The following is a 24,223-nucleotide window of genomic DNA, read 5'->3' as shown; positions in this document are numbered from 1 at the left end:
AAATGTATAAATTAAATGAACAGCAACAACATGAGTTGCTAGAGCTTCTTTGTGCCTTAATTCGGCATAAATCTGAAAACCCACCAGGGGAAGAACAACAAGTTGCTGAATTTATATATCACTACTTTAAACAAGAAAATATTGATGTTGAAATGCAAGAGGTTGCTCCTGGACGTCCAAATGTTATTGCACATTTAAAAGGTTCAGGAAAAGGTAAACATTTATTATTCAACGGTCATATAGATGTTGTGCCTTGTGGTTGTGGTTGGAGCACCGAGCCATTCGACCCAGTGATTAAAGATGGCAAAGTTTTTGGGCGAGGAGCCGCAGATATGAAGTCTGGTGTTGCTGCAATGATGTATGCGGCAACATTATTAAAGCGTAATCAAGATGCATTTTCAGGTAATTTAACATTAGTATTTAATGTGGATGAGGAGAGAATTAATCTTGGCATGCTGCATTACATTAAAGATGGAATTTCTGCAGATTATGCCATTATTGGTGAACCAACGTCTCTTGGTGTTTGTATCGCACATAAAGGCGTTAGCCGTTATAACTTAAGTACTAAAGGCACCGCGGGTCATGCAGCAAAAACTCGTTATCCTGATAGTGCCATTTCTAAGATGGCCAAAATACTACCTGCGATAGAGCAACATCGCACTTCTGTTGAGGAAATTAGTCACCCACTATTAGGAAATGCTTCAATGATTATTACCACCATAAATGGTGGTACAGCTCCGAATATCGTTCCGCAGCATTGTGATATTGAAATAGATAGAAGACTCGTTCCAGGGGAAGAAAAGCAAGAAATAGAGGCGAGATTGCATCAAGCTATTGCGCAATATAATAAAGGTGAAGAGATAGATTATCACTTAGATAATTACTTATTTATTCCCGCTTCAGATATCCCAGCAGATCACGAATTAACTAAAGTTGCATTAGATACAGTGAGCCGTTTTACAGAAAAAACAGCGCAACCAGAAATATTTGAAGCGACATGTGAGGCGCCTTTTTTCTCGGTTACCAGTGAGATCCCTACACTTATTATGGGACCAGGGGGATTAGCTCAAGCTCATGTTAAAGATGAGTTTGTTGAAATAAAAGAATTATACCTTGCTGCGGAAATTTATTATGACATGGCTAATATCTTGCTCAATAAATAGGAAAATTGAATGAATATTGAAAAAAAATTAGAAGATAAAGGGATTAAAATTGCCACACCAGGGACGCCAAAATTTTCATATGTATCCATTAAGCAGTATGGGGATTTATTATATACATCAGGCCACGATTGCCAAAAAGATGGCGTCTTAATTTATAGCGGTACATTAGGTAAAGAATTAACAGTTGAGCAAGGCCAAGAAGCAGCAAAACAGTGCATTGTTAATATATTTTCCTCGTTGAAAGCATATTTAGGAGATTTAGATAGAATTGATGAATGTATAAAATTATTAGGTTTTGTACAAAGTGCTAATGATTTTAAAAACCAACCACAAGTCATGAATGGAGCTTCAGATTTTTTAATTGAAATACTCGGTGATAAAGGTAAGCATGCACGTTCAGCAATCGGTACGAATACATTACCTTTTGATACGCCAGTGGAAATAGAATTAATATTAAAGTTAAAGTCGTAAATAATAGATAAAAAATAAAGATTATTAATAAAATAAATCTGCGGAGTAAATATTATTCCGCAGGGTCCTGTTACGTCTTAAAGGTACTTAATTATGTCACTACATGCGAGTAAAAGGCTAAAGCGCTGGCAGCTTATTGCGCTTACATTTTTGTTGATAGCAGGTATCATTAATTTTTTAGATAGAGCATCACTCTCTATTGCTAACTCTACAATAAGTAAAGAATTAGGATTTAGTGCAACCCAAATGGGATTATTGTTATCGGTATTTTCATTTGGCTATGCGTTATGCCAACTACCTATAGGTATGGTAATGGAACGCTTTGGGGTTAAAAAGATCTATGGCTTCGGTTTATTCTTATGGTCATTAGCACAAACCGTGACAGGGCTATTATCTTCATTTACCCATTTAATTATTGCACGGGTTATTTTAGGTATTGGTGAAGCACCGCATTTACCGACAGGCGTTAAAGTCGTTAATGATTGGTATAATATCCGTGAGCGTGGTCTGCCAATGGGGATTGTAAATATGTCCTCTACGCTAGCTCAAGCATTAGCGCCACCTTTGCTCATCGCATTAATGTTAGCTTTTGGCTGGCGTACAATGTTTATTATTATCGGTATTAGTGGGATTATTCTGTCTATACTTTGGTTTATTTTCTATCGTAATCGCGAACAATTAGAATTAACAGATGATGAATTAAACTATTTAAATGACGGTGCTCCACCATCTTCAACGAATAAAGTTTCTTTCAAGGAATGGGCGTCATTATTTAAACAACGTTCTTTATGGGGAATGATCATTGGGTTTAATGGTGTGGGCTATATGGTTTGGTTATACCTCACATGGTTGCCTGCTTATCTTGAAAACTCCAGAGGTTTAAGTCTAGAAAAAACCGGCTGGGTTGCAGCAATACCTTTTTTATTTGGTGCGCTGGGAATGCTGGTAAATGGTGTTGTTGCAGACTATGTGGCGAAACGCGGTGCTGACAAAATGAAAAGCCGTAAGTGGATGATTTGCTTAGGCTTGTTATTCGCTGCGATGTTTACATTGCCGGCCGCTTATACTGACAGTACCTTTTCAGCCGTTGCGTGTATTAGTATGGCACTATTTTCTATTCACTTTGCGGGGACTTCTGCTTGGGGATTGATTTTAGTATCAGTGCCTTCTCGCTTAATCACTTCTGTGAGTGGCATTCAAAATTTCGGTGGTTTTATTGGAGGGTCGTTTGCTCCGATTATTACCGGTATTATTATTGACCAAACACATTCATTTACCTTAGCCCTTGTGGTTTGTGCAACTGTCGCATTCCTAGCATCATTGGTTTATTTCTTCTTTGTTAATGAACCAATTAAAGATCCTGCTGAGATGGAAGTAAAAACAGTCTAATTAAATAATCATAGCCACTTTGTATAAGTGGCTTTTTTATAAAAAAATATATCGTATATTGATGGTCTAATTAAGTAATTGTTCATAGTTATTTGTTTTTATTATTTATTATTCGAATTTTTGACTCGGTATAAATTTAATCATCAAAATTAGAATATGTAAGTTCCATAAATAATATGCTAATAATATTCCGGCACATGATTCTGTGTTTTTAATTTTCAAAGGAGTTCAAAATGAGAAAGGTTATTATATCTAGCGTATTACTTGCTGTATCTACAATTTCATTTAACTCAATGGCGGCAGACAAAAATACGGTTACACCTGAAAATATGACTTGCCAGCAATTTATTAATTTAGACCCTCAGAGCTGGGCACCTATTGCGTTATGGGTAACAAATCAAGAAACGCAATTTAAAGGTGGAGATTATGTTGCGCTAACAGAGCAAAGTGTTGCCGAAGTCCCTCAGATTGTTGAGTTTTGTAAGAAAAAGCCGGAAGGCACTCTACAAGATTATTTAGCATCTAAGAAATAAAGCAAACTATTATGCCATGGAGGGCATAATAGCCATTTCCGATTAGGAAAATGGCTATTCTACTGTGGTAGATTAGAAATCTCTATTTTAGAAACATTGAACCGACCTATCTTTATTTCTTTGCCGCTAATTTATCGGTTAAGAAATCGATAAATGTACGTGTCTTAGCCGGTAAAACAAAAGTATTTGGGTAAAGTAATTGAATATTTTGTTTCGGCAAACGGTATTCAGGTAATACATGAACTAAGCGTTCATACCGCAAGTCATCATCAACCATCCAAGCTGGGCATATTGCAATACCTAATGAGGCTAACACCATATGGTGAATAACGGCGGCAGAATTAGACTCATATTGGTTTTTAATTAAAGGTAAGTAATATTTTTCATTTTTTGAATTCTGTAAAAAATATTGAGGATCTTGCCAGTTTAATAGCGCATGGTTAATCCATGGAACATTTGCTAAATCAGTGAGTTGTTTGATTGGGTGTTTTTTTAGAAATTCAGGGGTGGCAACTAAGTAAATTTCATATTCACCCAGTTTTTTCATTTTATGGGATGAATTTTTTAAATTACCTAACCGAATAGATAAATCGAGTTTCTCTGTGATAAGGTCATCTAAGGATGAGTTAAATGAATACTGTAACCTTAGCTTAGGATAAAGGCGGCAAAATTCAGGTAGTAGTGGCAAAATAAAACGTTGGCCAAATTCACTTGTTGATGAAAAGCGCAGCAAACCTACAATATTAGTTCCTAAATTTTGGCTTTTTTCGAAAGCTTCATCTATTTGACTTTGAATACGTTTAAAGTCGTCATAAAAATGTTTTCCCACCTCTGTTAATGCAATATTTCGCGTATTTCGTGTTAGCAAGCTTACATTAAGCTGAGCTTCTAATTGTTTGATATCGACACTCACCATAGAACGGCTTAGCCCTAAAATATCTGCGGCTTTAGTGAATGAGCCCGAATCAACAACTTGTAGAAAACTGATAATCTTTTTGAGATTTTTTTGCATAATAACAATGATTGTTCTTATTTATTAAACAATCATGTTACCTCCCTTGTATCGACAAAGAAAGGACTAAAACTTATTCTTTGCCACCGGAGGAAGTCCATGACTTATCGATACAAAATTGCCACAGTATTTTTACTTGGTTTCTTTATTGATTGTATTAACATTTTTATGTCAGCGATAGCATTACCTGATATTGCATCGTCCTTTTCAGTAAGCCAATCTCAAGTTGCATGGGTTGCCAATGCCTATATTTTAGGTCTAGTTTTAGTGATGCCAATCAGCTTATGGCTAGCAGGTAGGTTAGGCAATCAAAAATTACTGTGTTATTCCATGTTACTTTTTTCTGTTGCTGCTTGGTTTAGTGGAAGCAGTGGTTCAATTTATAGCTTAATTTTTTGGCGCTTTATCCAAGGTGCAGCAGGAGGGTTATTAATTCCGGTAGGTCAGGCGTTAGTTTTCGCATTATTTCCCAATAATGATCGCCAGCGTATATCAACATTGATTATGACTGTAGCGTTAATTGCTCCCGCATTTTCGCCTGCAATTGGCGGCCTAATTATTGATTCTCTGTCTTGGCATTGGGTGTTTTATTCTAATTTGCCTTTCTCATTACTAACTGCAGTACTAGCCTGGAGTTGGATAAAAAATGAAGGAGTAAAAATAAGAGAAAAACCAGATATTTTGGGATTAATAATGGTGAGTTTAAGTTTGTTAAGCCTATTATTATCATTCTCTTTTTATAATGATTATCACAATTTATTATTGGCTTTGGTGAGTTTTTTTACTTCAGCCCTCGTATTTATTGTTTACCTTAAATACGCTAAAAAATGCCGAGAACCTATTTTAAATTTTCAGTTATTAAAGAATTCCAACCTACGCAACGCTTTTATTGTTTACTATGCTGTTCCCGGTATTTTTACGGGAGTTAATTTACTCAATATTTTTAATCTACAAGAAAATATGGGGTTCAGTGCGGCACAAACCGGGCTATTTATGGTGCTATATGCATTGGGGGCAGTAATATCAATGCTAACCGGTGGACGCCTTTATTTGCAGATAGGAAAAAAGCGATTATTTATTATTGGTATTACACTGCATAGCTTTGGTATTTTTCTGCTTTATTGGGTTTCATCTTCAAACCAGCTCAGTTTATTAATAATCGCTTATTTATTGATGGGGATGGGGGGGGGATTGAGCGCCAATACTGCACAAATTAGCTCGTTAATGGATTTTAAAGACAAAGATTTACTTCAAGGTAGCGTATTGTGGAATATTAATCGACAAGTCGCATTTAGTGTTGGTGCAGTCGTATTTATTTCTATATTTAGCTTAACGACTTTCTCGAATGATTTAATACGTTATCAATATACGTTTTTTATCGCATCAATACTCGGGTTACTTTCATTAATTTCAGTGATCAAGGAAAAATAAATGAGTGAAACAATGAAAAGAGCGCTGCAAAGCGTAGTGGATTTACATGTTTTAATTGAAGATGTATTTAAGGGACGAAATAGCGATAAAAGCTTATCTCTTTTATTAAGCAGTTTTGATGACAACTTCAAAATGGTCACAATACAAGGCTATTGCATTGGTTTAAATGACGTCACCACGTTATTTAGCCAAAATATTGGGACTCGAGCATCATTTACGACAAGATGTACTAATCTGGTTCCATTAAGAGAGGATAATGGCTATTGCTGGATTCAATATCAAGAGAAACAGCAAATTAGTGATATAGAAACATTACGAACTTCCGTTGTTTGCATTAGAGTGGAAGCGGAGAAATGTTATTGGGTTTATCTACATGAAACTCCGGTACTTTCAACTCAAACGGATTAAAATAAGAATAAAACGGCTAAAGGCCGTTTTTTCAAAGAGTAAAAAAATATAAGTGATAAATGATATCTATTCTCATTTTTATTGACCGTCGGTCGGTCGAATATTATCATATTGCTATGATCGATGATGAGGTATAAAAAATGAGACGGCTTTTTTTGATCCTAGCAGTTTGCTTGGGTACCTTTATGGCAACGTTAGATATCAGTATTGTAAATGTTGCACTACCTGCTATTGGGCGTGACCTCAAGGCTCATATGTCAATGCTACAATGGATTATTGACGCCTATGCGTTATGTCTGTCAGCGTTGATCCTATCTGTTGGCCCGATAAGCGACCGTTATGGGCGTAAAAAAATTTGGTTAACAGGGATTGTTATCTTTACTCTAGGATCTGCAATTTGTGCATTTTCTGCGTCGCCACACATGTTGATAGCGGGGCGGGTTATCCAAGGAGTCGCTGCTGCTGCTTTAATTCCAGGGGCACTTTCTATTATTACGCAAGCTTTCTCGAATGATATCGAGCGCATCAGAATTATTGGTATTTGGTCAGCAGTGAGTGCACTTTCGTTAATTATCGGTCCTATTTTAGGGGGCTTTTTAGTCGATAGCTTCGATTGGACAACGATATTTTTAATTAATATCCCGATTGGACTACTGACATTACTGTTAGGCTGGTTAGGTATACAAGAAAGTGCAGATCCAGATAAAGCCGCATTAGATCCAATGGGACAAGTTTTAAGTATCATTGCGTTAGGTGGGTTAACTTTTGCTTTAATCGAAGCTGGAGAACACGGTTGGGGCAGTTACCTCACATTGAGTGGGTTAATCATTGCGATTTTTGCATGCTTAGGGTTTATTTGGGTTGAACTTCACGTAACTCGGCCATTATTACCGCTTTTTTTATTCAAAAAAAATCCTTTTTTCTTTCAATATAATATGGCGTCTTTTGCTTTGGGTTTTGCAACTTACAGTAATGTATTCTTCATCGCACTATTTTTGCAAAAAGGCCAAGGGTGGGGGGCATTTGAAGCCGGGATCCGCATGGCTCCTGAGTTTATTGCCATGGCTATTTTTTCATTTTCTTTTGGTAAACTGTCTCGCCGTTTAAGCGTGCGAAACCTCATGATTTTGGGTTTTATTTTAATTGCATTGGCTTCATTATTATTAACTCGTGTGAATACTGAAACACCTTATATTCCTATTGCGATAACCTTATTTATTTTGGGGGCTGGAATGGGGATGTCTACCCCAGCAATTGGGGCACTGGTTATGGCGAGTGTTGATAAGGCCTATTCTGGTATTGCTTCTGCGGTCATGAACGCATTAAGGCAAACAGGTATGACTCTTGGTATTGCTCTTTTAGGGACATTGATGACACATCGCGCTGTAGAGCGGCTATTACAGGACGACAAGCTAGCCACGATGCTATCGACACAAGAAATCGAACGTTTGATTCAAACTTCTTCAGCGTTGCCATCAACATTTATTGAGCAGGTGACTCGTTCTGCTTTTGTTTCCGGTTTCAATCTTGCCATGTTAGGTGGCGCGATAGCGATATTGATAACGTTATGTCTGATGGCAAGGAATAAATCAGAGAATTAGCGAATATTGGGTAGTAAGCATAAAAAAACACCTGCCGGAGCAGGTGTTTTTAGATATAAATGAATCAATTATTCGTCAAGGAAGCTGCGTAGCACTTCTGAGCGGCTTGGGTGACGTAATTTACGTAACGCTTTCGCTTCAATCTGACGGATACGTTCACGGGTAACATCAAACTGTTTACCAACTTCCTCAAGGGTGTGGTCAGTATTCATGTCGATACCAAAACGCATACGCAGTACTTTTGCTTCACGAGCGGTTAAGCCTGCTAACACTTCGTGAGTTGCAGAGCGTAAGCTTTCTGATGTTGCAGAGTCTAAAGGCAGTTCTAAAGTGGTATCTTCAATAAAATCACCTAAATGTGAATCTTCATCATCACCAATAGGGGTTTCCATTGAAATCGGTTCTTTAGCAATCTTCAGTACTTTACGAATTTTATCTTCCGGCATTAGCATGCGTTCTGCCAGTTCTTCTGGCGATGGCTCACGGCCCATTTCTTGCAGCATTTGACGAGAGATACGGTTCAGCTTGTTGATAGTTTCAATCATGTGAACCGGGATACGAATAGTACGTGCTTGGTCAGCGATTGAACGCGTGATAGCCTGACGGATCCACCAAGTCGCATAAGTTGAGAACTTATAGCCACGGCGATATTCAAACTTATCAACGGCTTTCATCAGACCGATGTTACCTTCTTGAATCAGGTCAAGGAACTGCAAGCCACGGTTGGTATATTTCTTAGCAATAGAAATTACCAGACGTAAGTTTGCTTCAACCATCTCTTTTTTCGCACGGCGTGCTTTCGCTTCACCGATAGACATACGACGGTTGATATCTTTAACTTGTTCGATTGTCAGACCCGTTTCTTCTTCAATTTGGCGCAGTCTTTGTAGGCAACGCAGAATTTCTTCTTCAACTTCAAGTAATTTTTCTGACCAAGGCTTGTTCATTGCTTTTGCAGCAGTTAACCAAGTTTCACTGGTCTCATTACCACTAAATAAAGTAATGAAGTTTTTCTTCGGCATTTTACATTGTTCAACACACAGTTTCATGATGGTACGCTCTTGTAAGCGAACTCGGTCCATCATTTCACGCATGTTATTGACCAAATAGTCAAATTGCTTAGGAACTAAACGGAACTCTTTAAATACTTCGGAAAGCTGCTCGATAGCGGCAGCCGTTTTCGCGTCACTACGACCATATTGTTTAATATGTTGACGCGTTTTTTCATATTGCTCACGAAGATCAGAGAATTTTTGACGCGCTAATTCAGGATCGATGCTGTTATCGTCATCGCTATCGCTGTCATCGCCGTCTTCATCTTCTTCGTCTTCGTCATCGTCTTTATCAAGCTCTTCTTGTGGTAATTCAGAGCCAACGTGAGTCGCTGTTGGTGCGAGATCTTCTTCCGCGTTAGGGTCAACAAAGCCGGTGATTAAATCAGATAAACGGCTTTCTCCTGCTTCAACACGGTCATACTGCTCAAGAAGATAGGTGATAGCCTCAGGGTATTCAGCTACAGAGCACTGAACCTGATTTATCCCATCCTCGATACGTTTTGCAATGTCGATTTCGCCTTCTCGAGTGAGAAGCTCGACGGTTCCCATTTCGCGCATATACATGCGGACAGGGTCGGTTGTACGGCCGATTTCACTTTCAACACTGGACAGCACTTGTGCAGCGGCTTCAGCTGCATCTTCATCAGTATCGGAAGTATTTTCAGCCAAAATTAAATCATCGGCATCAGGTGCTTCTTCCATGACCTGGATGCCCATGTCATTAATCATCTGAATGATATCTTCGATTTGATCTGAATCGACGATATCTTCCGGCAGATGGTCGTTGACCTCAGCATAGGTTAAGTAACCTTGCTCTTTACCCTTGGTTACGAGTAGCTTAAGCTGCGACTGCGGGTTTTGCTCCATAAGACGGTATCCACACTTCTGAGTATTTAGATTGGTGTCGGTCGGCGAAACATTCGGCCAACAAGAACATACAAAGGGAACATTTATTATTTGCTACGCCCTTTATTTTTCGTAGCATTTTACAGGCATCTGCCTTGTGTTTATCGGCACTTAAGCCGTTTAAAATACTAATTCTGTTTTGGGTTGATACTATGTTTTCACTCTAGAAAGAGTGATTAAGCGGACTTCTTCGCGCTCTTCTGGGGTCAGCCCTTCAGTTCGTTCTTTTGCTATTAAGTAGTCAAAACGTTCGTCGAGTGCGCTGTTAAATAGATGGTTTAAGGCATCTATAAAAGTATTTTCCGCTATCTCCTCTATTTCTATATCGTTCCACGTTGCGAGTTTTTCAAGCTGTTTCGCAAATTTATTATCACGATAACGCTCTAGCAACTGCCCAGTTGACATTCCGGGGGTGGAACGGCAGACATCGACCAATTCCTGAAATAGAGAAAGCCCCGGCATTTGAATATGGGCAATTCCCTCTAATGAGGGAACAAGTTCCGAAAAGTTCGGATTCTGTACCAACAGCGCGATAAGTATTCGCATTGTGGTTGGTTTTAATTTGGGCGCCTGATAGTTAACTTGTTCTGTGCTCTCTCTATCAATCATAGCAAGAACTTGAGAAATATCCGGTATACCAATAAAATTTCCTAGCTCTTGTGCCATATAAAGGCGCAGTGTTTCACCAGGTATTTGTTTAATCAAAGGGATAGCCAGTTTACTAAATTTTGCTTTCCCTTCTTGTGTTTTTAAATCCACCTGTGGCACAAGTGAATCAAATAAAAAAGCAGAAAGGGTTTGAGCATCTTTCATACGTTGCTCAAAAGCGTCTTTGCCTTCTTTTCGTACTAATGAATCTGGGTCTTCACCGTCGGGTAAAAACATAAAACGCAATTGACGGCCGTCAGTCAGATAAGGCAGTGCTGTTTCAAGTGCTCGCCATGCCGCTTCTCGGCCAGCGCGGTCTCCATCATAACAGCAAATAACCGTATCTGTTGAACGATAAAGTAACTGAATATGTTCTGAGGTTGTTGATGTGCCAAGTGAAGCAACCGCATAGCGGATATCGTACTGAGCAAGTGCAACAACGTCCATATAGCCTTCAACTACCAGTAATTTTGATAATTCATTACTGTTTTGTGTTGCTTCATAGAGGCCAAATAACTGACGGCCTTTATGGAAAATATCTGTTTCGGGGGAGTTTAAGTATTTAGGGAGAGCATCTCCTAATACGCGCCCACCGAAGGCAATCACACGACCGCGCCTATCCCGAATTGGGAACATGACACGCTCTCTAAAGCGGTCATAGACTCGGCCATTATCATTTGTCACTAACATGCCTGCATCATCAAGCTGTTTGCGACTTTCTGGGTTTACAGCGAATTTTTTGAGCAAATTGTCCCAGCCCGCAGGGGCGAAACCAATTGAAAAATGCTCAATAATTTCGGCACTTAAACCACGTTGGCTTAAATAATCTTTCGCTTTATTAGCTGAAGAATGACTTAAGGCAGCACAGTAAAATTGATTAATTTTTTCCATCAACTGATATAAATTTTGTCGTTGATGAAGTTCTATTTGGCTTGAACCCGTTCCTTTTTCGTAAGGAACATCAAGGCCATGTAGTGCAGATAATTCTTCAATGGCTTCAACAAAATCGAGTTTGTCATAGTTCATTAAAAAATCGATAGCGTTGCCATGAGCACCACAACCAAAACAGTAATAAAATTGTCTTTCACCATTTACGGTAAAAGAAGGTGTTTTTTCATTATGGAACGGACAACAAGCGTGATGGTTTTTACCCTGTTTTTTTAACGGGACTTTTGCATCGACTAAATCAATGATGTCGGTTCTTGCTAACAAGTCATTGATAAATGAACGCGGAATTCGTCCAGCCATAAGCCTCTTTTTCGCCTGTTGATGAACGATAATAAGCCGCGCTTCCTTTAGGAAAGCACGGCCTTTAACTGCTTAGCTATGTACTACTACAAAAACTGGAGTGACTACAAGAGAAACTAAAGTTTTGTATTAGCTATCGTCTACAATGAATGCGGCTTTCACCGCAAACAATTAATACAGACGAGTACGGCGTGCGTTTTCGCGAGCCAGTTTCTTAGCGTGACGCTTTACAGCTGATGCTTTAGCGCGTTTACGTTCAGTCGTTGGTTTTTCATAGAATTCACGACGACGAACTTCAGCTAAAACACCTGCTTTCTCACAGGAACGTTTGAAACGACGCAGTGCAACGTCGAATGGCTCGTTTTCACGTACTTTAATTACCGGCATGTGCCTCTCACCTCAATAGAAATCGGTTTGTTGCTGGTACTGATTCACCAGCCTTCATTTAAAATGGTGCGGAATTTTACTTCAATGAGTACGGGTTTGTAAAGTGCCGTATAAAATTGAATCACACAAGATTACCTGATTTGCAGTTCATTTGATGAAAAAGCAAACAAAACCAGATAATAATGAGAATTAGCCACACGAAATTTTTATTACAGGGGACTGATTATAGACTATACAGTCAGGAAAGTCAGCCTTTTGACAACATTAATTACGCGATTGAACGAAAATAGTGATAGACTTGCGGTTATGCAATAAACAAGGGTAGTGCAATGCGTGTTTTAGGTATCGAAACCTCTTGCGATGAAACTGGTATCGCAATCTATGATGATGAGCATGGCTTATTAGCCAATCAATTATACAGCCAAATTAAAGTTCATGCAGACTACGGTGGTGTCGTGCCTGAATTGGCTTCACGCGATCATATTCGTAAAACAGTGCCGTTAATTCAAGCAGCGTTGAAAGAAGCCAATTTAACAAGTCAAGACATCGACGCTGTAGCCTATACTGCAGGGCCAGGTTTGGTTGGGGCTTTAATGGTTGGTGCAACAGTAGGGCGTTCATTAGCTTTTGCCTGGAACGTTCCCGCCGTGGCCGTTCACCATATGGAAGGCCATTTATTGGCACCGATGTTAGAAGAGAAAAGCCCTGAATTTCCTTTTGTCGCGTTACTGGTTTCTGGTGGGCATACTCAGCTTATCAGTGTGACCGGAATTGGTGAGTATGAGCTGCTAGGCGAATCCATCGATGACGCAGCAGGCGAAGCGTTTGATAAAACAGCAAAACTATTAGGTTTAGACTACCCAGGTGGCCCAGTGTTATCTCGCATGGCGGAGCAGGGTACTGCGGGTCGTTTTGTGTTTCCTCGCCCAATGACCGACAGACCAGGGCTGGATTTCAGCTTCTCTGGGCTAAAAACCTTTGCAGCCAATACCATCCGTGAAAATGCGGATGACGACCAAACTCGTGCGGATATTGCGAGAGCCTTTGAGGATGCCGTGGTCGATACTCTGGCAATTAAATGCAAACGCGCTTTAGAACAAACAGGTTTTAAACGTTTGGTGATGGCGGGGGGGGTTAGTGCTAATCGCGCACTTAGAGCTAAAATGGAAGATGTTCTCAAGCAGCGTGGCGGTGAAGTTTTTTATGCTCGCCCTGAATTTTGTACGGATAACGGCGCAATGATCGCGCTGGCGGGGCTTATTCGCCTTAAAGGTGGAACCACTACAGGGCTTGGGGTGACGGTTCGCCCACGTTGGCCTTTGGCAGAATTGCCCCCGCTAGAAAAATAGTGTTGTTGGTGTATCTCTATTTTTGTAAAAGGGCTGGGATGACAGCCCTTTTGTTATTCAGTTAAGTACTAATGTAAAATAACGACCGCATCTTCCAGCCGGCTTGACCGTTCTTTTACCATTTTCGATGTCTCTGTGCTTTGTTCTACCAGTAATGTGCTTTGTTGTGTGATGGTTTCGAGCTCACTGACTGCTTGGGTAATATCGGCTATCCCTGCCGCTTGTTCAGAGGTTGCTTGGCTAATATGGGTGATCAATTGCGTGACGTTTTGTATTTGGTCAACAATCTCCTTCATGGTATCCCCTGCCGTATGGACTTGATTTTTCCCTGAATTGACTTTCTTTTCACAATCATTAATTAATTCACGAATATCATTTACTGCACTTGCACTACGGCTTGCTAGGCTACGAACCTCATTTGCGACAACGGCAAAGCCTTTGCCTTGTTCACCTGCACGTGCGGCTTCTACCGCGGCATTTAACGCGAGTATATTGGTTTGAAATGCGATGTCTTTAATCACGTCAGTGATGGAGTTAATTTTGCTGGTGCTACTGACAATTTCATCCATGGTATCCACAACGGCTTCCATCATGGCGCCCCCATTCACTGCTGTTTTGCTCGTTGTATTCGAAAGTTGGTCAACTTGAATCGTGTTATCAGCATTCATTTTTACGGAAACGGCCATTTGGTTCATTGTTGCAACGGTTTGTTGCATATAGCCGACGGTTTGTTGAGTGTGAGTGTCTAATTCATGACAATCGGAGACTAAAGATTCACTGCCTTTGCGAACGTTATCAACTTGTTCGGAGACATCTTTTATTAACCAACGGCAGATTAGCCCAAGTTGCCCGATAGAACGTAATATTAAGCCAATTTCATCTGTGCGCTGCATATGGTTAACGCTATGTCGATTTCCTCGTGCAATACCAAGTGCCTGTTTGGTCATGTTTTCCAGTGGAGTTGCTAGCATTTTTTCAAGTATCACATCACCGACCAATAGTATGATAAATGTACAGGCACTCATCAGCAGTAGAGGCACGCTTGGCTGCAAAATAAAGCTAGCCGTAATGAGCCAAAGGATAAATAACAGACTCATGATGAGTCGGATACGTGAACGTGTTGAATATGTTGAGAAGTGAAATGGTAATTTTTTAGAAAGCACAATCCCCTTGAAAATTTTTTGTTGGCTTTTATTTTCATTCATTGCTGCATAGAGTGGTTCTACCGTTGCAATTTCTTGGCGTGTTGCTCGAGTACGAATGGACATATAGCCTGTAATAACGCCTTTGCGTTCCACTGGGACAATATTAGCTCGAACCCAGTAGTGGTCACCATTTTTCCGACGATTTTTCACAATGCCAGTCCAGGGTTCTCCTTTTTTAAGTGTTGCCCACATGTCGGCAAAAGCTTCTTTGGGCATATCTGGATGGCGGATAATATTGTGTGGATGTGTTAATAATTCATCTAATTCATAACCACTAACCTGCACAAAGAAATCATTAGCGTGAACAATGTTTCCTTGTAGATCGCTGGTTGTCATTAATGTGATGTTTTCATCTAACACATATTCATTTTGAGTGATATAAGGGGTTCTGCTCATTATAAATACCATTATTATAGTTTAATTTTCCTTTTATATAGTCGACAGCTTTTAAATATTCCTTAGTAATAAATTTGCAATAATTTAACTTTTTTTTAAAAGTGTGCGCTAGTTATGGCAAAAATGTAACGTAGCACAAATTACTACTAGTACAGTTTTAAGGAGGGATATCACGCTGTTGTTATCAATGAGGATTTTTGGGAAATTTTAAACAAGGCAAGTAACATAAAAGAAGAGCTGAAATCAGCTCTTCTTAGAGAAAATCAAATGTCACCATTAGTCATCGAGTTCTTGTTCTTTAGCTTCTTGGGCTATTTCTTTATTGGTTTTTCGTTTTTTATTTTTCAGCTTTTGCCAAATACGACTTTCTTGACCACGCCAAAGGCGTTGTATATTACCGTGATGGCGAACTAACACTAAACAAGATAGCATAGCGACCGGAAAGGTGAATTCAGGTTTAAACCACCAAACATAAAAGGGAGCAAGTAAGGCGCTGACAATCGCTCCTAGTGACGAATAACCACTAAGTAACACCGTCAGTAACCATGTTCCTGCGACTAAACCAGAAAGATCCCAACCAATAGCGGCAATTGAACCAAATGCGGTTGCTACCCCTTTTCCGCCTTTGAAACGAAAGAAAATGGGATATATGTGCCCAAGACAAGCTGCAATTGCAACAAAGCCAAGATAGAATGGTTGCACATTTAAATAATAAGCAAGCCAAACTGGGATCATCCCTTTTAATACGTCACAAATGAGTACTCCGGCAGCGGCTGCTTTACCGCCTACACGTAATACGTTAGTTGCACCAGGGTTACCAGAGCCGTGTTGACGGGGGTCGGGTAGTCTCGCCAAACGGCAGATCAGTATCGCACTCGAAACTGAGCCGCAAAGATAGGCGAAGATTATCATGCCAAGCGCGGTTGCACTCATAGCTAGCTCCAAAAACGGTTAAGGCCATAAATTCACTTCAGTCTTGGATAATACGCATATTTTTGCTGAAGTGGTATCAATTCAGTACATAAATGAGAAAATGACGTGATGGATATCGTATTTATTGAGCAATTATCAGTCATCACCACGATTGGTGTATATGACTGGGAACAAGATATTGAACAGAAATTGGTGCTCGATATCGAAATGGGATGGGATAACAAACGCGCGTCTATGAGCGATAATGTTGAACATTGCTTAGATTATGCCAAAGTTAGCCAAGCTATCCTTGCTCATGTTGGGAATAATAAATTTGGTTTAGTTGAACGTGTTGCCGAAGAAGTTGCACAATTATTGCTAACACAGTTTGATAGTCCATGGGTTCGCATTAAAGTGGCTAAACCGGGGGCAGTAGCACGCGCTAAACAAGTTGGGGTTGTTATCGAAAGAGGCACGAAAACCGCTTAAATGTTGTCTGGCGGTGTTTAACCGCCAGTTTTGTATCTATTAGGCAACGACAACTATGATTTTTTGTCGCTGTTGCCAATTGCCGACCGCTTCTATACGTTGTCGAGTGAGTTCTTGACGAATTTCAGGGCCTTTAAACCCTTGCTCAACAATAGGTTTGACTTCAACAGCTTGCGCAATAGCAAAAGCTTGCCTGAAATATACCCCTTGTGGGTACGGCTGTTGTTCAAGACCTAACCGACCTCTGGCATCCGCTTCACTGATTAAACTTAGTTGTTCAACACGTTCTGGTTTACGCCAACTATCAAGTCCATCAAAAATCGCAATTAGATCATTAGCATGTAATTTATTGATAACATGGATTTTATCATGATATCGTGCCGCTAGACGAGCTAAGTCACGAGCCGTGGTTGGTACTTTTAATCTTACACAGAGTGTTTCTATTAATGGAATACCTGCTTCACCATGGTTTGGATGGCTTGGCCAAATATCGGGTGGTGTTAGAGCCTTGCCTAAATCATGGCACAATGCGGCAAAGCGAATATCCACATCCTTAGATAAGCGGGAAATCACTTTCATTACCATTAGAGTGTGGATACCTGTATCAATTTCAGGGTGCCATTTTTCAGGGGCAGGAACGCCAAATAGCGCATCAATTTCAGGAAAAAGTACAGCTAAAGCACCGCATTGGCGTAAGACATCAAAATACACCTGTGGGGAATTTGATTTCAGCGCTTTTTCTGTTTCGGTCCAAACTCGCTCGGCGGTGAGATGAGATAATTCCCCTGTAGCGGCCATCGTTTGCATCAAGGCGAGTGTTTCTGGTGCGATAGTAAAACCATGCTCAAAGTAGCGAGCGGCAAAACGAGCAACCCGTAAAACCCGTAAAGGGTCTTCAGAAAATGCATCGGAAACATGGCGTAAAATACGCTTATCGAGATCAATGACACCGTGGAATGGGTCAATAATTTCACCTGACTCATCTTGAGCTATCGCATTAATCGTCAAATCACGACGCAGTAAGTCATCTTCGATAGTGACATCCGGTGCGCTATAGCAGCTAAAACCGGTATAGCCTGCACCAATTTTACGTTCTGTTCGGGCTAAAGCGTATTCTTCATGGGTTTTTGGGTGCAAGAAAACAGGAAAATCTTTTCCGACTTGTTGAAAACCTTGCGATAGCATTGCCTCGGGGGTTGCGCCAACCACCACGTAGTCTCTGTCTGAAATAGGCAGCCCAAGCAGTTGGTCACGTACTGCTCCACCCACGAGATATACTTTCATTCGAATGGCCTCAATTACATCCAGCCGTCATTACGTTTTTTACGACGTGGAATAATGTGCGGTAAAATTAGGCCTAAAATTAAGCCAACACCAGCAACACCACCACCATACATAAACCATTGTAAGATCAATTCGCGACGGCGATCGTCTAAGTTAACTTCTGCAATTTCGAGTTTTTTACCTGACTTGATCAACTCGTTTTTTAATTTTTCATTTTCAGCCTTCAGTTGGCTGACGATATTGTCATTATCAGCGACTTTTTGCTGCATATCAGCCGTTCGTGTATTCCACGTGCTGTCAATATTGTCGAGCTGTTGGCGTAATTTTTGGTTCTCAGCTTCAAGTTCTGGAATTCGGGTTTTCATACTTGGCGTATTGCTGAGTTGGTCAACAGGTAACCAGACCGTTCTGCCTTTTTCATCACGGACTTGTGCGAACTTGTTATCTGTGGAGAGCAATTCAACCGCTTCCCCTGCATTGAGCGTACCTACAATACGATATTTTGTGCCAGGTCCACTATGAACGTATGTGGATAAATCATCTGACACATAACGTTTTTCTGCTGCGTGTGAATTTAAGGAAAGGCCTAGCCCCATGATTGAAATTAATAATAATGGAATTTTTCGCATGGTATTTACAGTCTTTTGATGGTGAGTGAGTTTTATATTATTTGAATATTAATGAGTAAAGTGTATGGGTGCAAACCCTAAACGCAGATGTCTCTACACTCTAAAGGAGAATGAGAACTATCCTAACTGTCTAAATTACCCTTATTTTTACTCTATTTTCAATATAACTCACTGAAAGAAATATGACAGGTAGAATTTTTGATTACCATACAGTTTCTTTTCTCAGCTTAGCTCGATTGGGGTAATATGAGTGAAGTGAAATAATTAAATAAGGATATGTATGAGCCACGTAGAGGTTGAACTCAAACTTGCTGCTAAGAGTTCCGCAATAGAGGCTGTACGACAGTGTTTATCGACATTGTCTCACCAATACAGTGAGCCGACAAAGTTAACTAATATCTACTTTGATACGGCAAACAAGCAGTTACGTCAGTGGGATATGGGCTTACGCATCCGAGGTTGTGATGGGCGTTATGAAATGACCATGAAAACAGCTGGGCAGGCGATTGGTGGTTTACACCAACGGCCTGAATATAATGTTGACATTGATTCGCCAGAACTTGATTTAGCGGCATTACCCGCTGAAATTTGGCCCGAAGGAACTGATATTTCTCAGCTTCAGTCTGAATTAAATATCCTCTTTAGCACCAATTTTACCCGTGAAAAATGGTTAGTGACTTTTGAAGATAGCGAAATAGAAGTAGTTTTTGACCAAGGCGAAATTTCCTCAGGCGCAAAGGATTTGCCTATTCAAGAGTTTGAATTAGAGCTTAAAAAAGGCTTTATTGCTGATGTACTTAATTTAGCAAAGAAATTTGCAGATATCGATGGTCTGCATTTGTCATCACTTAGCAAAGCTGCGCGCGGATATTCATTGTTATCGCCGCTAAAAGAACCATTAACTCGCCCAGATTCGTTGTTTGACTATGAAGAGCAACCTCTCGAAAAGTCATTAACTCATATGCAATTACTTTGCCAGCAGCATGAAGCTTATTGGTTAGCCAATGGCAGCAATGCACGCCAAGGCTTTAGTGAATTTTTACGCTTTGTTCAGGCATTTTTAGTCCATTACCAAAATTCAGCGCCTCACTTTATTCATGACACTCCGCTAGAGCAATTACGTTCGGATATTGCCAATGAAGCGGTTAGTGCTGAGGATTTTTGCTATAGCAGCCAGTGGTTAAAATGTAAATTAGCCTTTATCCAATGGTTAAGTGCTTTAACCTATCAAGAAGCCCATTAAGGTACTGATAACATGCATGCTTTTCCTGAATTATTGCAAAGCCAAGGTGAACGCGTTTTAAGACAATTAGCAGAACAAGCGAATGAATTATTACCGTTAAATGAACAAGAAATTCAAGTGCTTACCTTTAGTGATTTTGTGTTAAAGCAGGTATTGGCACATTCACGGTTTTTACTTGAAATTCGCGCTCAACCACCCAAAGCCGATGAATGGAAAAGTTATGCGTCATGGTTAGCTCAAGACTTGTTATCTGTTAGCAACGAAGATCACTTGATGCAAGTGTTACGCTCATTTCGTCATCATATGTTAGTGCGCTGCGCCTGGATGCAAGTACTGGAAATAAGCACGCAAAAAGAAACGATTTATCAGCTCAGTGTATTGGCAGAAACCTTGGTTGTTGCGGCGCGAGACTGGTTGTATCAAGAATATCGTCAGTCATGGGGAACGCCTTGTAATGCAGAAGGCAAGCCTCAGCCGCTATTGATTTTAGGAATGGGGAAATTAGGAGGCAGAGAGCTCAATTTTTCTTCAGATATTGATCTGATTTTTGCATACCCAGAAAATGGAGTTACTCAAGGTGGCAGAAAAGAGTTAGATAACGCGCAATTTTTTACCCGTTTAGGGCAAAAATTAATTCGCGTACTCGACCAAGTGACTGAGTATGGTTTTGTCTATCGGGTCGATATGCGTTTGCGGCCATTTGGTGATAGCGGGCCGCTGGTTTTTAGCTTTTCCGCGCTTGAGGATTATTACCAAGAACAAGGGCGTGATTGGGAACGCTATGCGATGGTTAAAGCTCGTATTATGGGCGCTGATAGCCTCCATTATGAGGAGTGTTTACGAAAACTTTTGCGTCCTTTCGTTTATCGCCGCTATATTGACTTTAGCGTGATCCAATCCTTACGCAATATGAAAAATATGATTGAGCGGGAGGTTCGGCGCCGTGGTTTGGTCAATAACATCAAATTAGGGGCTGGAGGTATTCGTGAAGTTGAATTTGTTTCACAGGTTTTCCAGTTAATTAGAGGGGGACGGGAACCTGTTTTACAGTCACAATCCTTATTTTCAACGCTACAAGGTATCCGAGAACTCGCATTATTAACCGAAGATCAAGTTAATATTCTGCAAAATAGCTACCTTTTCTTGCGTAGAGCCGAAAATTTACTGCAAAGTATTGATGACCAACAGACACAAACGCTCCCTGAAGAGGCTTTAAACCAAGCGCGTTTAGCGTGGGGAATGGGTTTTGCTGATTGGCCTGCATTTTATCAGGTTTTGAATCAGAAAATGTCGGCAGTGCATCAAATATTTACTGAGCAAATAGGCCAGGAAGATGACACCGAGAACACTGATGCATTTGATGAAATCTACATCACATTATGGCAAAGTGAATTGTCAAAAGAAGAATTAGCCACCTATTTGCCGTCTAAAAATGAAGAGATTGCACAACGTATTATCCACGGCATAGTGATGTTCCGTCATGACCTCAATAAACGCACAATTGGCCCTCGTGGACGGGATGTACTTGATGAATTAATGCCTAAATTATTGGCAAAAGTCGGTGAGCGCGATGATGCAGGGCAAGTCATTGAACGTATCACACCACTGTTATTGAGCATTGTTAGCCGCACAACTTACCTCGAGTTAATGCTTGAATTTGACGAGGTTTTGACGCACGTTATTCGCCTATGTGCGGCTTCACCAATGATAGCAGAGCAGTTAGCCCGTCACCCATTGTTACTTGATGAGTTGCTCGACCCTCAATCGTTATACCAACCTCTACCACTAACCGCTTACCGTGATGAATTGCGCCAATATTTAATGCGCGTTCCTGAAGATGACGAAGAACAACAACTGGAAGCATTACGTCAATTCAAACAAGCCCAGTTATTGCGTATCGCTGCTGAAGATATTTCAGGTGTTTTACCCGTAATGAAAGTTAGTGATCATCTGACTTACCTTGCAGAGGCGATTATTGATGCGGTGGTACACCAAGCATGGCAAAAAATGGTAAAACGTTATGGTGAGCCAGCACATCTAGCGCAAAGTGACAAAAAACAATATGGGTTTGCGGTATTAGGTTATGGAAAGCTAGGCGGCTGGGAATTGGGTTATGGCTCTGACTTAGATCTCGTTTTTCTTTTCGATTGCCCTTTAGATGTGGTTACCAATGGCGAACGCTCCATTGATGCACGCCAATTTTACTTACGTGTTGCTCAGCGTATTATCCATTTGTTTAGTACTCGAACACCTTCAGGCGTGTTGTATGAAGTTGATGCGCGGCTCAGGCCTTCCGGTGAGTCAGGAATGTTAGTCAGTACGATACAATCATTTGATGATTACCAAAAAAATGATGCTTGGACATGGGAGCATCAAGCGCTCATACGAGCCCGAATGGTATTTGGTGATGAGGATTTACAACGGCAATTTATACAGACTCGCCACGAAACTCTGTGTATGCCAAGAGACCCTCACACCTTGCAGCAGCAAGTGCGTGATATGCGCTTGAAAATGCATCAGCACTTAGGAAGCCATCAAGCCAATGAGTTCGATTTAAAAGCCGATCCCGGTGGGATCACTGATATTGAATTTATCGCACAATACTTAGTTTTGCGTTTTGCCACAGAAAATAATGTGTTAACGCGTTGGTCCGATAATGTGCGTATTTTCGAGCTGATGGCGCAATATGGCTTTATGCCAGAAGATGAAGCAAATGCCTTAACTCAAGCGTATGTTACGATGCGTAATGAACTTCATCACTTAGCATTACAATCATTGCCAAGCCGTGTTGAAATGACCCAATTTACTCAACAACGTGAACAAGTTTTAGCGAGTTGGCAAAAATGGCTTGAGGAATAAGGAATAAACGCATTTTATTTAGCTAAATAGCGCAATATGCTAGTATTGTTGCTAATTATTATCAGATTTCCTTTTTAAAACTGGAGTGCAGGATGAAAGTAACTCTTCCGGATTATAAACAAGCCGGTGTGCTGGTGGTTGGTGATGTTATGTTAGACCGTTATTGGCATGGTCCTGCAAACCGTATTTCGCCAGAGGCCCCTGTTCCGGTCGTTAAAGTCACGATGGTAGAAGAGCGTCCCGGTGGTGCGGCTAACGTCGCGATGAACATTGCCTCGTTAGGGGCAAATTCACGTCTTGTCGGGTTAACAGGGATTGATGACGCGGCAAAAGCACTGACTGAAAACTTAAATGCGGTGCAGGTGCGTTGTGATTTTGTCGCTATTCCAACCCATCCAACGATTACTAAATTACGTGTACTTTCACGTAATCAGCAACTTATCCGTCTTGATTTTGAAGAAGGTTTTGACAATGTTGATGTCGCACCTGTGTTGGAACGCATTGAACAGGCGTTACCTCATATTGGTGCTCTGGTGTTATCTGATTACGCGAAAGGGGCGTTAACTCATGTCGAGAAGATGATAGCGCTTGCCAACAAGGCCAATGTTCCCGTCTTGATTGACCCGAAAGGCAACAATTTCGAACGTTACCGCGGGGCAACATTACTAACGCCAAACATGTCTGAGTTTGAAGCGATTGTTGGGCCATGTAAAAACAATCAAGACGTTGAAGAAAAAGGCATGAAGCTGCTTCAGTCATTGGAGCTTAAAGCACTGTTAATTACGCGCTCAGAACAAGGTATGAGCTTAATTCGTCGCGATGAAGCACCATTGCATTTACCGACTCAGGCGCAAGAAGTGTTTGACGTAACAGGAGCCGGGGACACCGTAATCGGCGTACTTGCAGCGTCTATTGCATCTGGCCGCCCATTACATGAATCTTGCGCATTGGCTAATGCCGCAGCAGGCGTGGTCGTGGGTAAATTAGGAACCTCCACGGTTTCGCCAATTGAATTGGAAAATGCCATTCGTGGCCGTGCTGACACCGGGTTTGGTGTGATGAGCGAAAGTGAATTGAAACAAGCCGTTGCGAATGCAAGACAGCGCGGTGAGCGTGTGGTGATGACGAATGGTTGTTTTGATATTCTTCATGCAGGGCATGTGTCGTATTTAGCCAATGCACGTAAATTGGGAGACCGTCTGATTGTAGCTGTAAATAGCGATGCATCGACACGCCGCTTAAAAGGTGAAACACGCCCAGTCAACCCATTAGAACAACGCATGACCGTTTTAGGTGCTTTGGGGGCAGTGGATTGGGTTGTGGCTTTTGAAGAAGACACTCCGCAACGCTTAATCGCAGAAGTGCTGCCAGACATCTTAGTTAAAGGGGGGGATTACCACCCTGAAGAGATAGCGGGCAGTGCGGAAGTGTGGGCCGCGGGAGGCGAGGTCAAAGTCCTTAACTTTGAAGATGGTATTTCCACAACGAATATCATTAAAAATATTATGAAAACGAGTTAATTTATCATTATTAATTAGTTAGTTAAAAACCTCACGTGGATATGTAAAAAACGCCGTGAGGTTTTTATTTATCTAAAATTAAAGT

Annotated in this window: 20 protein-coding genes; 12 read left to right on the top strand and 8 right to left on the bottom strand. The window is 40.8% G+C overall.

The window, feature by feature from the left end; genetic code table 11:
- Positions 1–2: 2 nt before the first annotated feature.
- From PR767_RS12525 to PR767_RS12510, 4 genes are all read left to right on the top strand, one after another.
- Positions 3–1,163 carry a M20 family metallopeptidase gene (locus PR767_RS12525; RefSeq protein WP_109911764.1) on the top strand — a complete coding sequence of 387 codons (1,161 nt, stop codon included), beginning with the start codon at positions 3–5 and terminating at the stop codon, positions 1,161–1,163.
- 9 nt (positions 1,164–1,172) lie between these two features.
- Positions 1,173–1,634 (top strand): RidA family protein, encoded by a 462-nt coding sequence (locus PR767_RS12520; RefSeq protein WP_272520399.1) that lies wholly within the window; start codon positions 1,173–1,175, stop codon positions 1,632–1,634.
- A 93-nt stretch (positions 1,635–1,727) separates the two neighbouring features.
- A complete protein-coding gene (locus PR767_RS12515; protein WP_115167817.1) occupies positions 1,728–3,023 on the top strand; it encodes an MFS transporter in 1,296 nt (431 codons plus the stop codon).
- A gap of 233 nt (positions 3,024–3,256) precedes the next feature.
- Positions 3,257–3,556 carry an HdeA/HdeB family chaperone gene (locus tag PR767_RS12510; RefSeq protein ID WP_004908543.1) on the top strand — a complete coding sequence of 100 codons (300 nt, stop codon included), beginning with the start codon at positions 3,257–3,259 and terminating at the stop codon, positions 3,554–3,556.
- Positions 3,557–3,668: 112 nt separating this feature from the next.
- Here the strand turns inward: PR767_RS12510 and PR767_RS12505 are convergent, their stop codons facing one another.
- Positions 3,669–4,568 (bottom strand): LysR family transcriptional regulator, encoded by a 900-nt coding sequence (locus tag PR767_RS12505; protein WP_272520398.1) that lies wholly within the window; start codon positions 4,566–4,568, stop codon positions 3,669–3,671.
- A 99-nt stretch (positions 4,569–4,667) separates the two neighbouring features.
- On the opposite strand from PR767_RS12505, the gene PR767_RS12500 reads away from it, so the two are divergent.
- The 3 genes from PR767_RS12500 (at position 4,668) to PR767_RS12490 (ending at position 8,008) form a co-directional block, all read left to right on the top strand.
- On the top strand, positions 4,668–5,999 hold the full coding sequence (locus PR767_RS12500; RefSeq protein WP_117162532.1) for an MFS transporter: 1,332 nt from the start codon (positions 4,668–4,670) through the stop codon (positions 5,997–5,999).
- Positions 6,000–6,407 (top strand): hypothetical protein, encoded by a 408-nt coding sequence (locus PR767_RS12495; protein ID WP_109911767.1) that lies wholly within the window; start codon positions 6,000–6,002, stop codon positions 6,405–6,407. It abuts the gene before it with no gap.
- A gap of 140 nt (positions 6,408–6,547) precedes the next feature.
- Entirely contained in the window at positions 6,548–8,008 is a 1,461-nt protein-coding gene (locus PR767_RS12490) for an MFS transporter (RefSeq protein ID WP_272520397.1), read from the top strand.
- Between the two features lie 68 nt (positions 8,009–8,076).
- On the opposite strand, the gene rpoD is transcribed toward PR767_RS12490, so the two are convergent.
- The 3 genes from rpoD to rpsU form a co-directional block, all read right to left on the bottom strand.
- Positions 8,077–10,017, bottom strand: a complete 1,941-nt coding sequence (gene rpoD / locus PR767_RS12485; protein WP_109911769.1) for an RNA polymerase sigma factor RpoD — start codon at positions 10,015–10,017, stop codon at positions 8,077–8,079.
- Positions 10,018–10,119: 102 nt separating this feature from the next.
- Positions 10,120–11,865: a DNA primase gene (gene dnaG / locus PR767_RS12480; RefSeq protein ID WP_004908557.1), complete on the bottom strand. Its 1,746-nt coding sequence runs from the start codon at positions 11,863–11,865 to the stop codon at positions 10,120–10,122.
- Positions 11,866–12,036: 171 nt separating this feature from the next.
- Positions 12,037–12,252, bottom strand: a complete 216-nt coding sequence (rpsU, locus tag PR767_RS12475; protein ID WP_001144069.1) for a 30S ribosomal protein S21 — start codon at positions 12,250–12,252, stop codon at positions 12,037–12,039.
- Positions 12,253–12,581: 329 nt separating this feature from the next.
- Here rpsU and tsaD point away from each other — a divergent pair, with 329 nt between their 5' ends.
- A complete protein-coding gene (gene tsaD, locus PR767_RS12470; protein WP_004908561.1) occupies positions 12,582–13,601 on the top strand; it encodes a tRNA (adenosine(37)-N6)-threonylcarbamoyltransferase complex transferase subunit TsaD in 1,020 nt (339 codons plus the stop codon).
- Between the two features lie 68 nt (positions 13,602–13,669).
- Here tsaD and PR767_RS12465 read toward each other — a convergent pair whose 3' ends face one another.
- Positions 13,670–15,202, bottom strand: a complete 1,533-nt coding sequence (locus tag PR767_RS12465; RefSeq protein ID WP_272520396.1) for a methyl-accepting chemotaxis protein — start codon at positions 15,200–15,202, stop codon at positions 13,670–13,672.
- A gap of 276 nt (positions 15,203–15,478) precedes the next feature.
- A complete protein-coding gene (gene plsY, locus PR767_RS12460; RefSeq protein ID WP_004908566.1) occupies positions 15,479–16,135 on the bottom strand; it encodes a glycerol-3-phosphate 1-O-acyltransferase PlsY in 657 nt (218 codons plus the stop codon).
- A 108-nt stretch (positions 16,136–16,243) separates the two neighbouring features.
- Between plsY and folB the strand changes: the two genes are divergently transcribed.
- Positions 16,244–16,603 (top strand): bifunctional dihydroneopterin aldolase/7,8-dihydroneopterin epimerase, encoded by a 360-nt coding sequence (gene folB, locus PR767_RS12455; protein ID WP_004908569.1) that lies wholly within the window; start codon positions 16,244–16,246, stop codon positions 16,601–16,603.
- Positions 16,604–16,642: 39 nt separating this feature from the next.
- On the opposite strand, the gene PR767_RS12450 is transcribed toward folB, so the two are convergent.
- Positions 16,643–17,887: a multifunctional CCA addition/repair protein gene (locus tag PR767_RS12450; RefSeq protein ID WP_004908571.1), complete on the bottom strand. Its 1,245-nt coding sequence runs from the start codon at positions 17,885–17,887 to the stop codon at positions 16,643–16,645.
- 14 nt (positions 17,888–17,901) lie between these two features.
- On the bottom strand, positions 17,902–18,516 hold the full coding sequence (locus tag PR767_RS12445) for a TIGR04211 family SH3 domain-containing protein (protein ID WP_036958005.1): 615 nt from the start codon (positions 18,514–18,516) through the stop codon (positions 17,902–17,904).
- Positions 18,517–18,796: 280 nt separating this feature from the next.
- On the opposite strand from PR767_RS12445, the gene PR767_RS12440 reads away from it, so the two are divergent.
- The 3 genes from PR767_RS12440 to hldE all read left to right on the top strand — a co-directional run bounded on the left by PR767_RS12440 (position 18,797) and on the right by hldE (position 24,138).
- Entirely contained in the window at positions 18,797–19,759 is a 963-nt protein-coding gene (locus tag PR767_RS12440) for a CYTH domain-containing protein (protein ID WP_117162530.1), read from the top strand.
- A 12-nt stretch (positions 19,760–19,771) separates the two neighbouring features.
- Entirely contained in the window at positions 19,772–22,618 is a 2,847-nt protein-coding gene (glnE, locus tag PR767_RS12435) for a bifunctional [glutamate--ammonia ligase]-adenylyl-L-tyrosine phosphorylase/[glutamate--ammonia-ligase] adenylyltransferase (protein WP_117162529.1), read from the top strand.
- A 92-nt stretch (positions 22,619–22,710) separates the two neighbouring features.
- A complete protein-coding gene (hldE, locus tag PR767_RS12430) occupies positions 22,711–24,138 on the top strand; it encodes a bifunctional D-glycero-beta-D-manno-heptose-7-phosphate kinase/D-glycero-beta-D-manno-heptose 1-phosphate adenylyltransferase HldE (RefSeq protein WP_272520395.1) in 1,428 nt (475 codons plus the stop codon).
- Positions 24,139–24,223: the final 85 nt, after the last annotated feature.

Origin of the sequence: Providencia sp. PROV223 (assembly GCF_028479245.1) — a bacterium.
Taxonomy (GTDB): Bacteria; Pseudomonadota; Gammaproteobacteria; order Enterobacterales; family Enterobacteriaceae; genus Providencia; species Providencia rettgeri.
This window is presented reverse-complemented; position numbering and strand designations above follow the sequence as displayed.

Excerpts from the sequence above, each read along its gene's own strand:
- PR767_RS12525 (WP_109911764.1), top strand. The coding sequence starts at position 3 with ATGTATAAATTAAATGAACAGCAACAACATGAGTTGCTAGAGCTTCTT.
- PR767_RS12520 (WP_272520399.1), top strand. The coding sequence starts at position 1,173 with ATGAATATTGAAAAAAAATTAGAAGATAAAGGGATTAAAATTGCCACA.
- PR767_RS12515 (WP_115167817.1), top strand. The coding sequence starts at position 1,728 with ATGTCACTACATGCGAGTAAAAGGCTAAAGCGCTGGCAGCTTATTGCG.
- PR767_RS12510 (WP_004908543.1), top strand. The coding sequence starts at position 3,257 with ATGAGAAAGGTTATTATATCTAGCGTATTACTTGCTGTATCTACAATT.
- PR767_RS12505 (WP_272520398.1), bottom strand. The coding sequence starts at position 4,568 with ATGCAAAAAAATCTCAAAAAGATTATCAGTTTTCTACAAGTTGTTGAT.
- PR767_RS12500 (WP_117162532.1), top strand. The coding sequence starts at position 4,668 with ATGACTTATCGATACAAAATTGCCACAGTATTTTTACTTGGTTTCTTT.
- PR767_RS12495 (WP_109911767.1), top strand. The coding sequence starts at position 6,000 with ATGAGTGAAACAATGAAAAGAGCGCTGCAAAGCGTAGTGGATTTACAT.
- PR767_RS12490 (WP_272520397.1), top strand. The coding sequence starts at position 6,548 with ATGAGACGGCTTTTTTTGATCCTAGCAGTTTGCTTGGGTACCTTTATG.
- dnaG (WP_004908557.1), bottom strand. The coding sequence starts at position 11,865 with ATGGCTGGACGAATTCCGCGTTCATTTATCAATGACTTGTTAGCAAGA.
- rpsU (WP_001144069.1), bottom strand. The coding sequence starts at position 12,252 with ATGCCGGTAATTAAAGTACGTGAAAACGAGCCATTCGACGTTGCACTG.
- tsaD (WP_004908561.1), top strand. The coding sequence starts at position 12,582 with ATGCGTGTTTTAGGTATCGAAACCTCTTGCGATGAAACTGGTATCGCA.
- PR767_RS12465 (WP_272520396.1), bottom strand. The coding sequence starts at position 15,202 with ATGAGCAGAACCCCTTATATCACTCAAAATGAATATGTGTTAGATGAA.
- plsY (WP_004908566.1), bottom strand. The coding sequence starts at position 16,135 with ATGAGTGCAACCGCGCTTGGCATGATAATCTTCGCCTATCTTTGCGGC.
- folB (WP_004908569.1), top strand. The coding sequence starts at position 16,244 with ATGGATATCGTATTTATTGAGCAATTATCAGTCATCACCACGATTGGT.
- PR767_RS12450 (WP_004908571.1), bottom strand. The coding sequence starts at position 17,887 with ATGAAAGTATATCTCGTGGGTGGAGCAGTACGTGACCAACTGCTTGGG.
- PR767_RS12445 (WP_036958005.1), bottom strand. The coding sequence starts at position 18,516 with ATGCGAAAAATTCCATTATTATTAATTTCAATCATGGGGCTAGGCCTT.
- PR767_RS12440 (WP_117162530.1), top strand. The coding sequence starts at position 18,797 with ATGAGCCACGTAGAGGTTGAACTCAAACTTGCTGCTAAGAGTTCCGCA.
- glnE (WP_117162529.1), top strand. The coding sequence starts at position 19,772 with ATGCATGCTTTTCCTGAATTATTGCAAAGCCAAGGTGAACGCGTTTTA.
- hldE (WP_272520395.1), top strand. The coding sequence starts at position 22,711 with ATGAAAGTAACTCTTCCGGATTATAAACAAGCCGGTGTGCTGGTGGTT.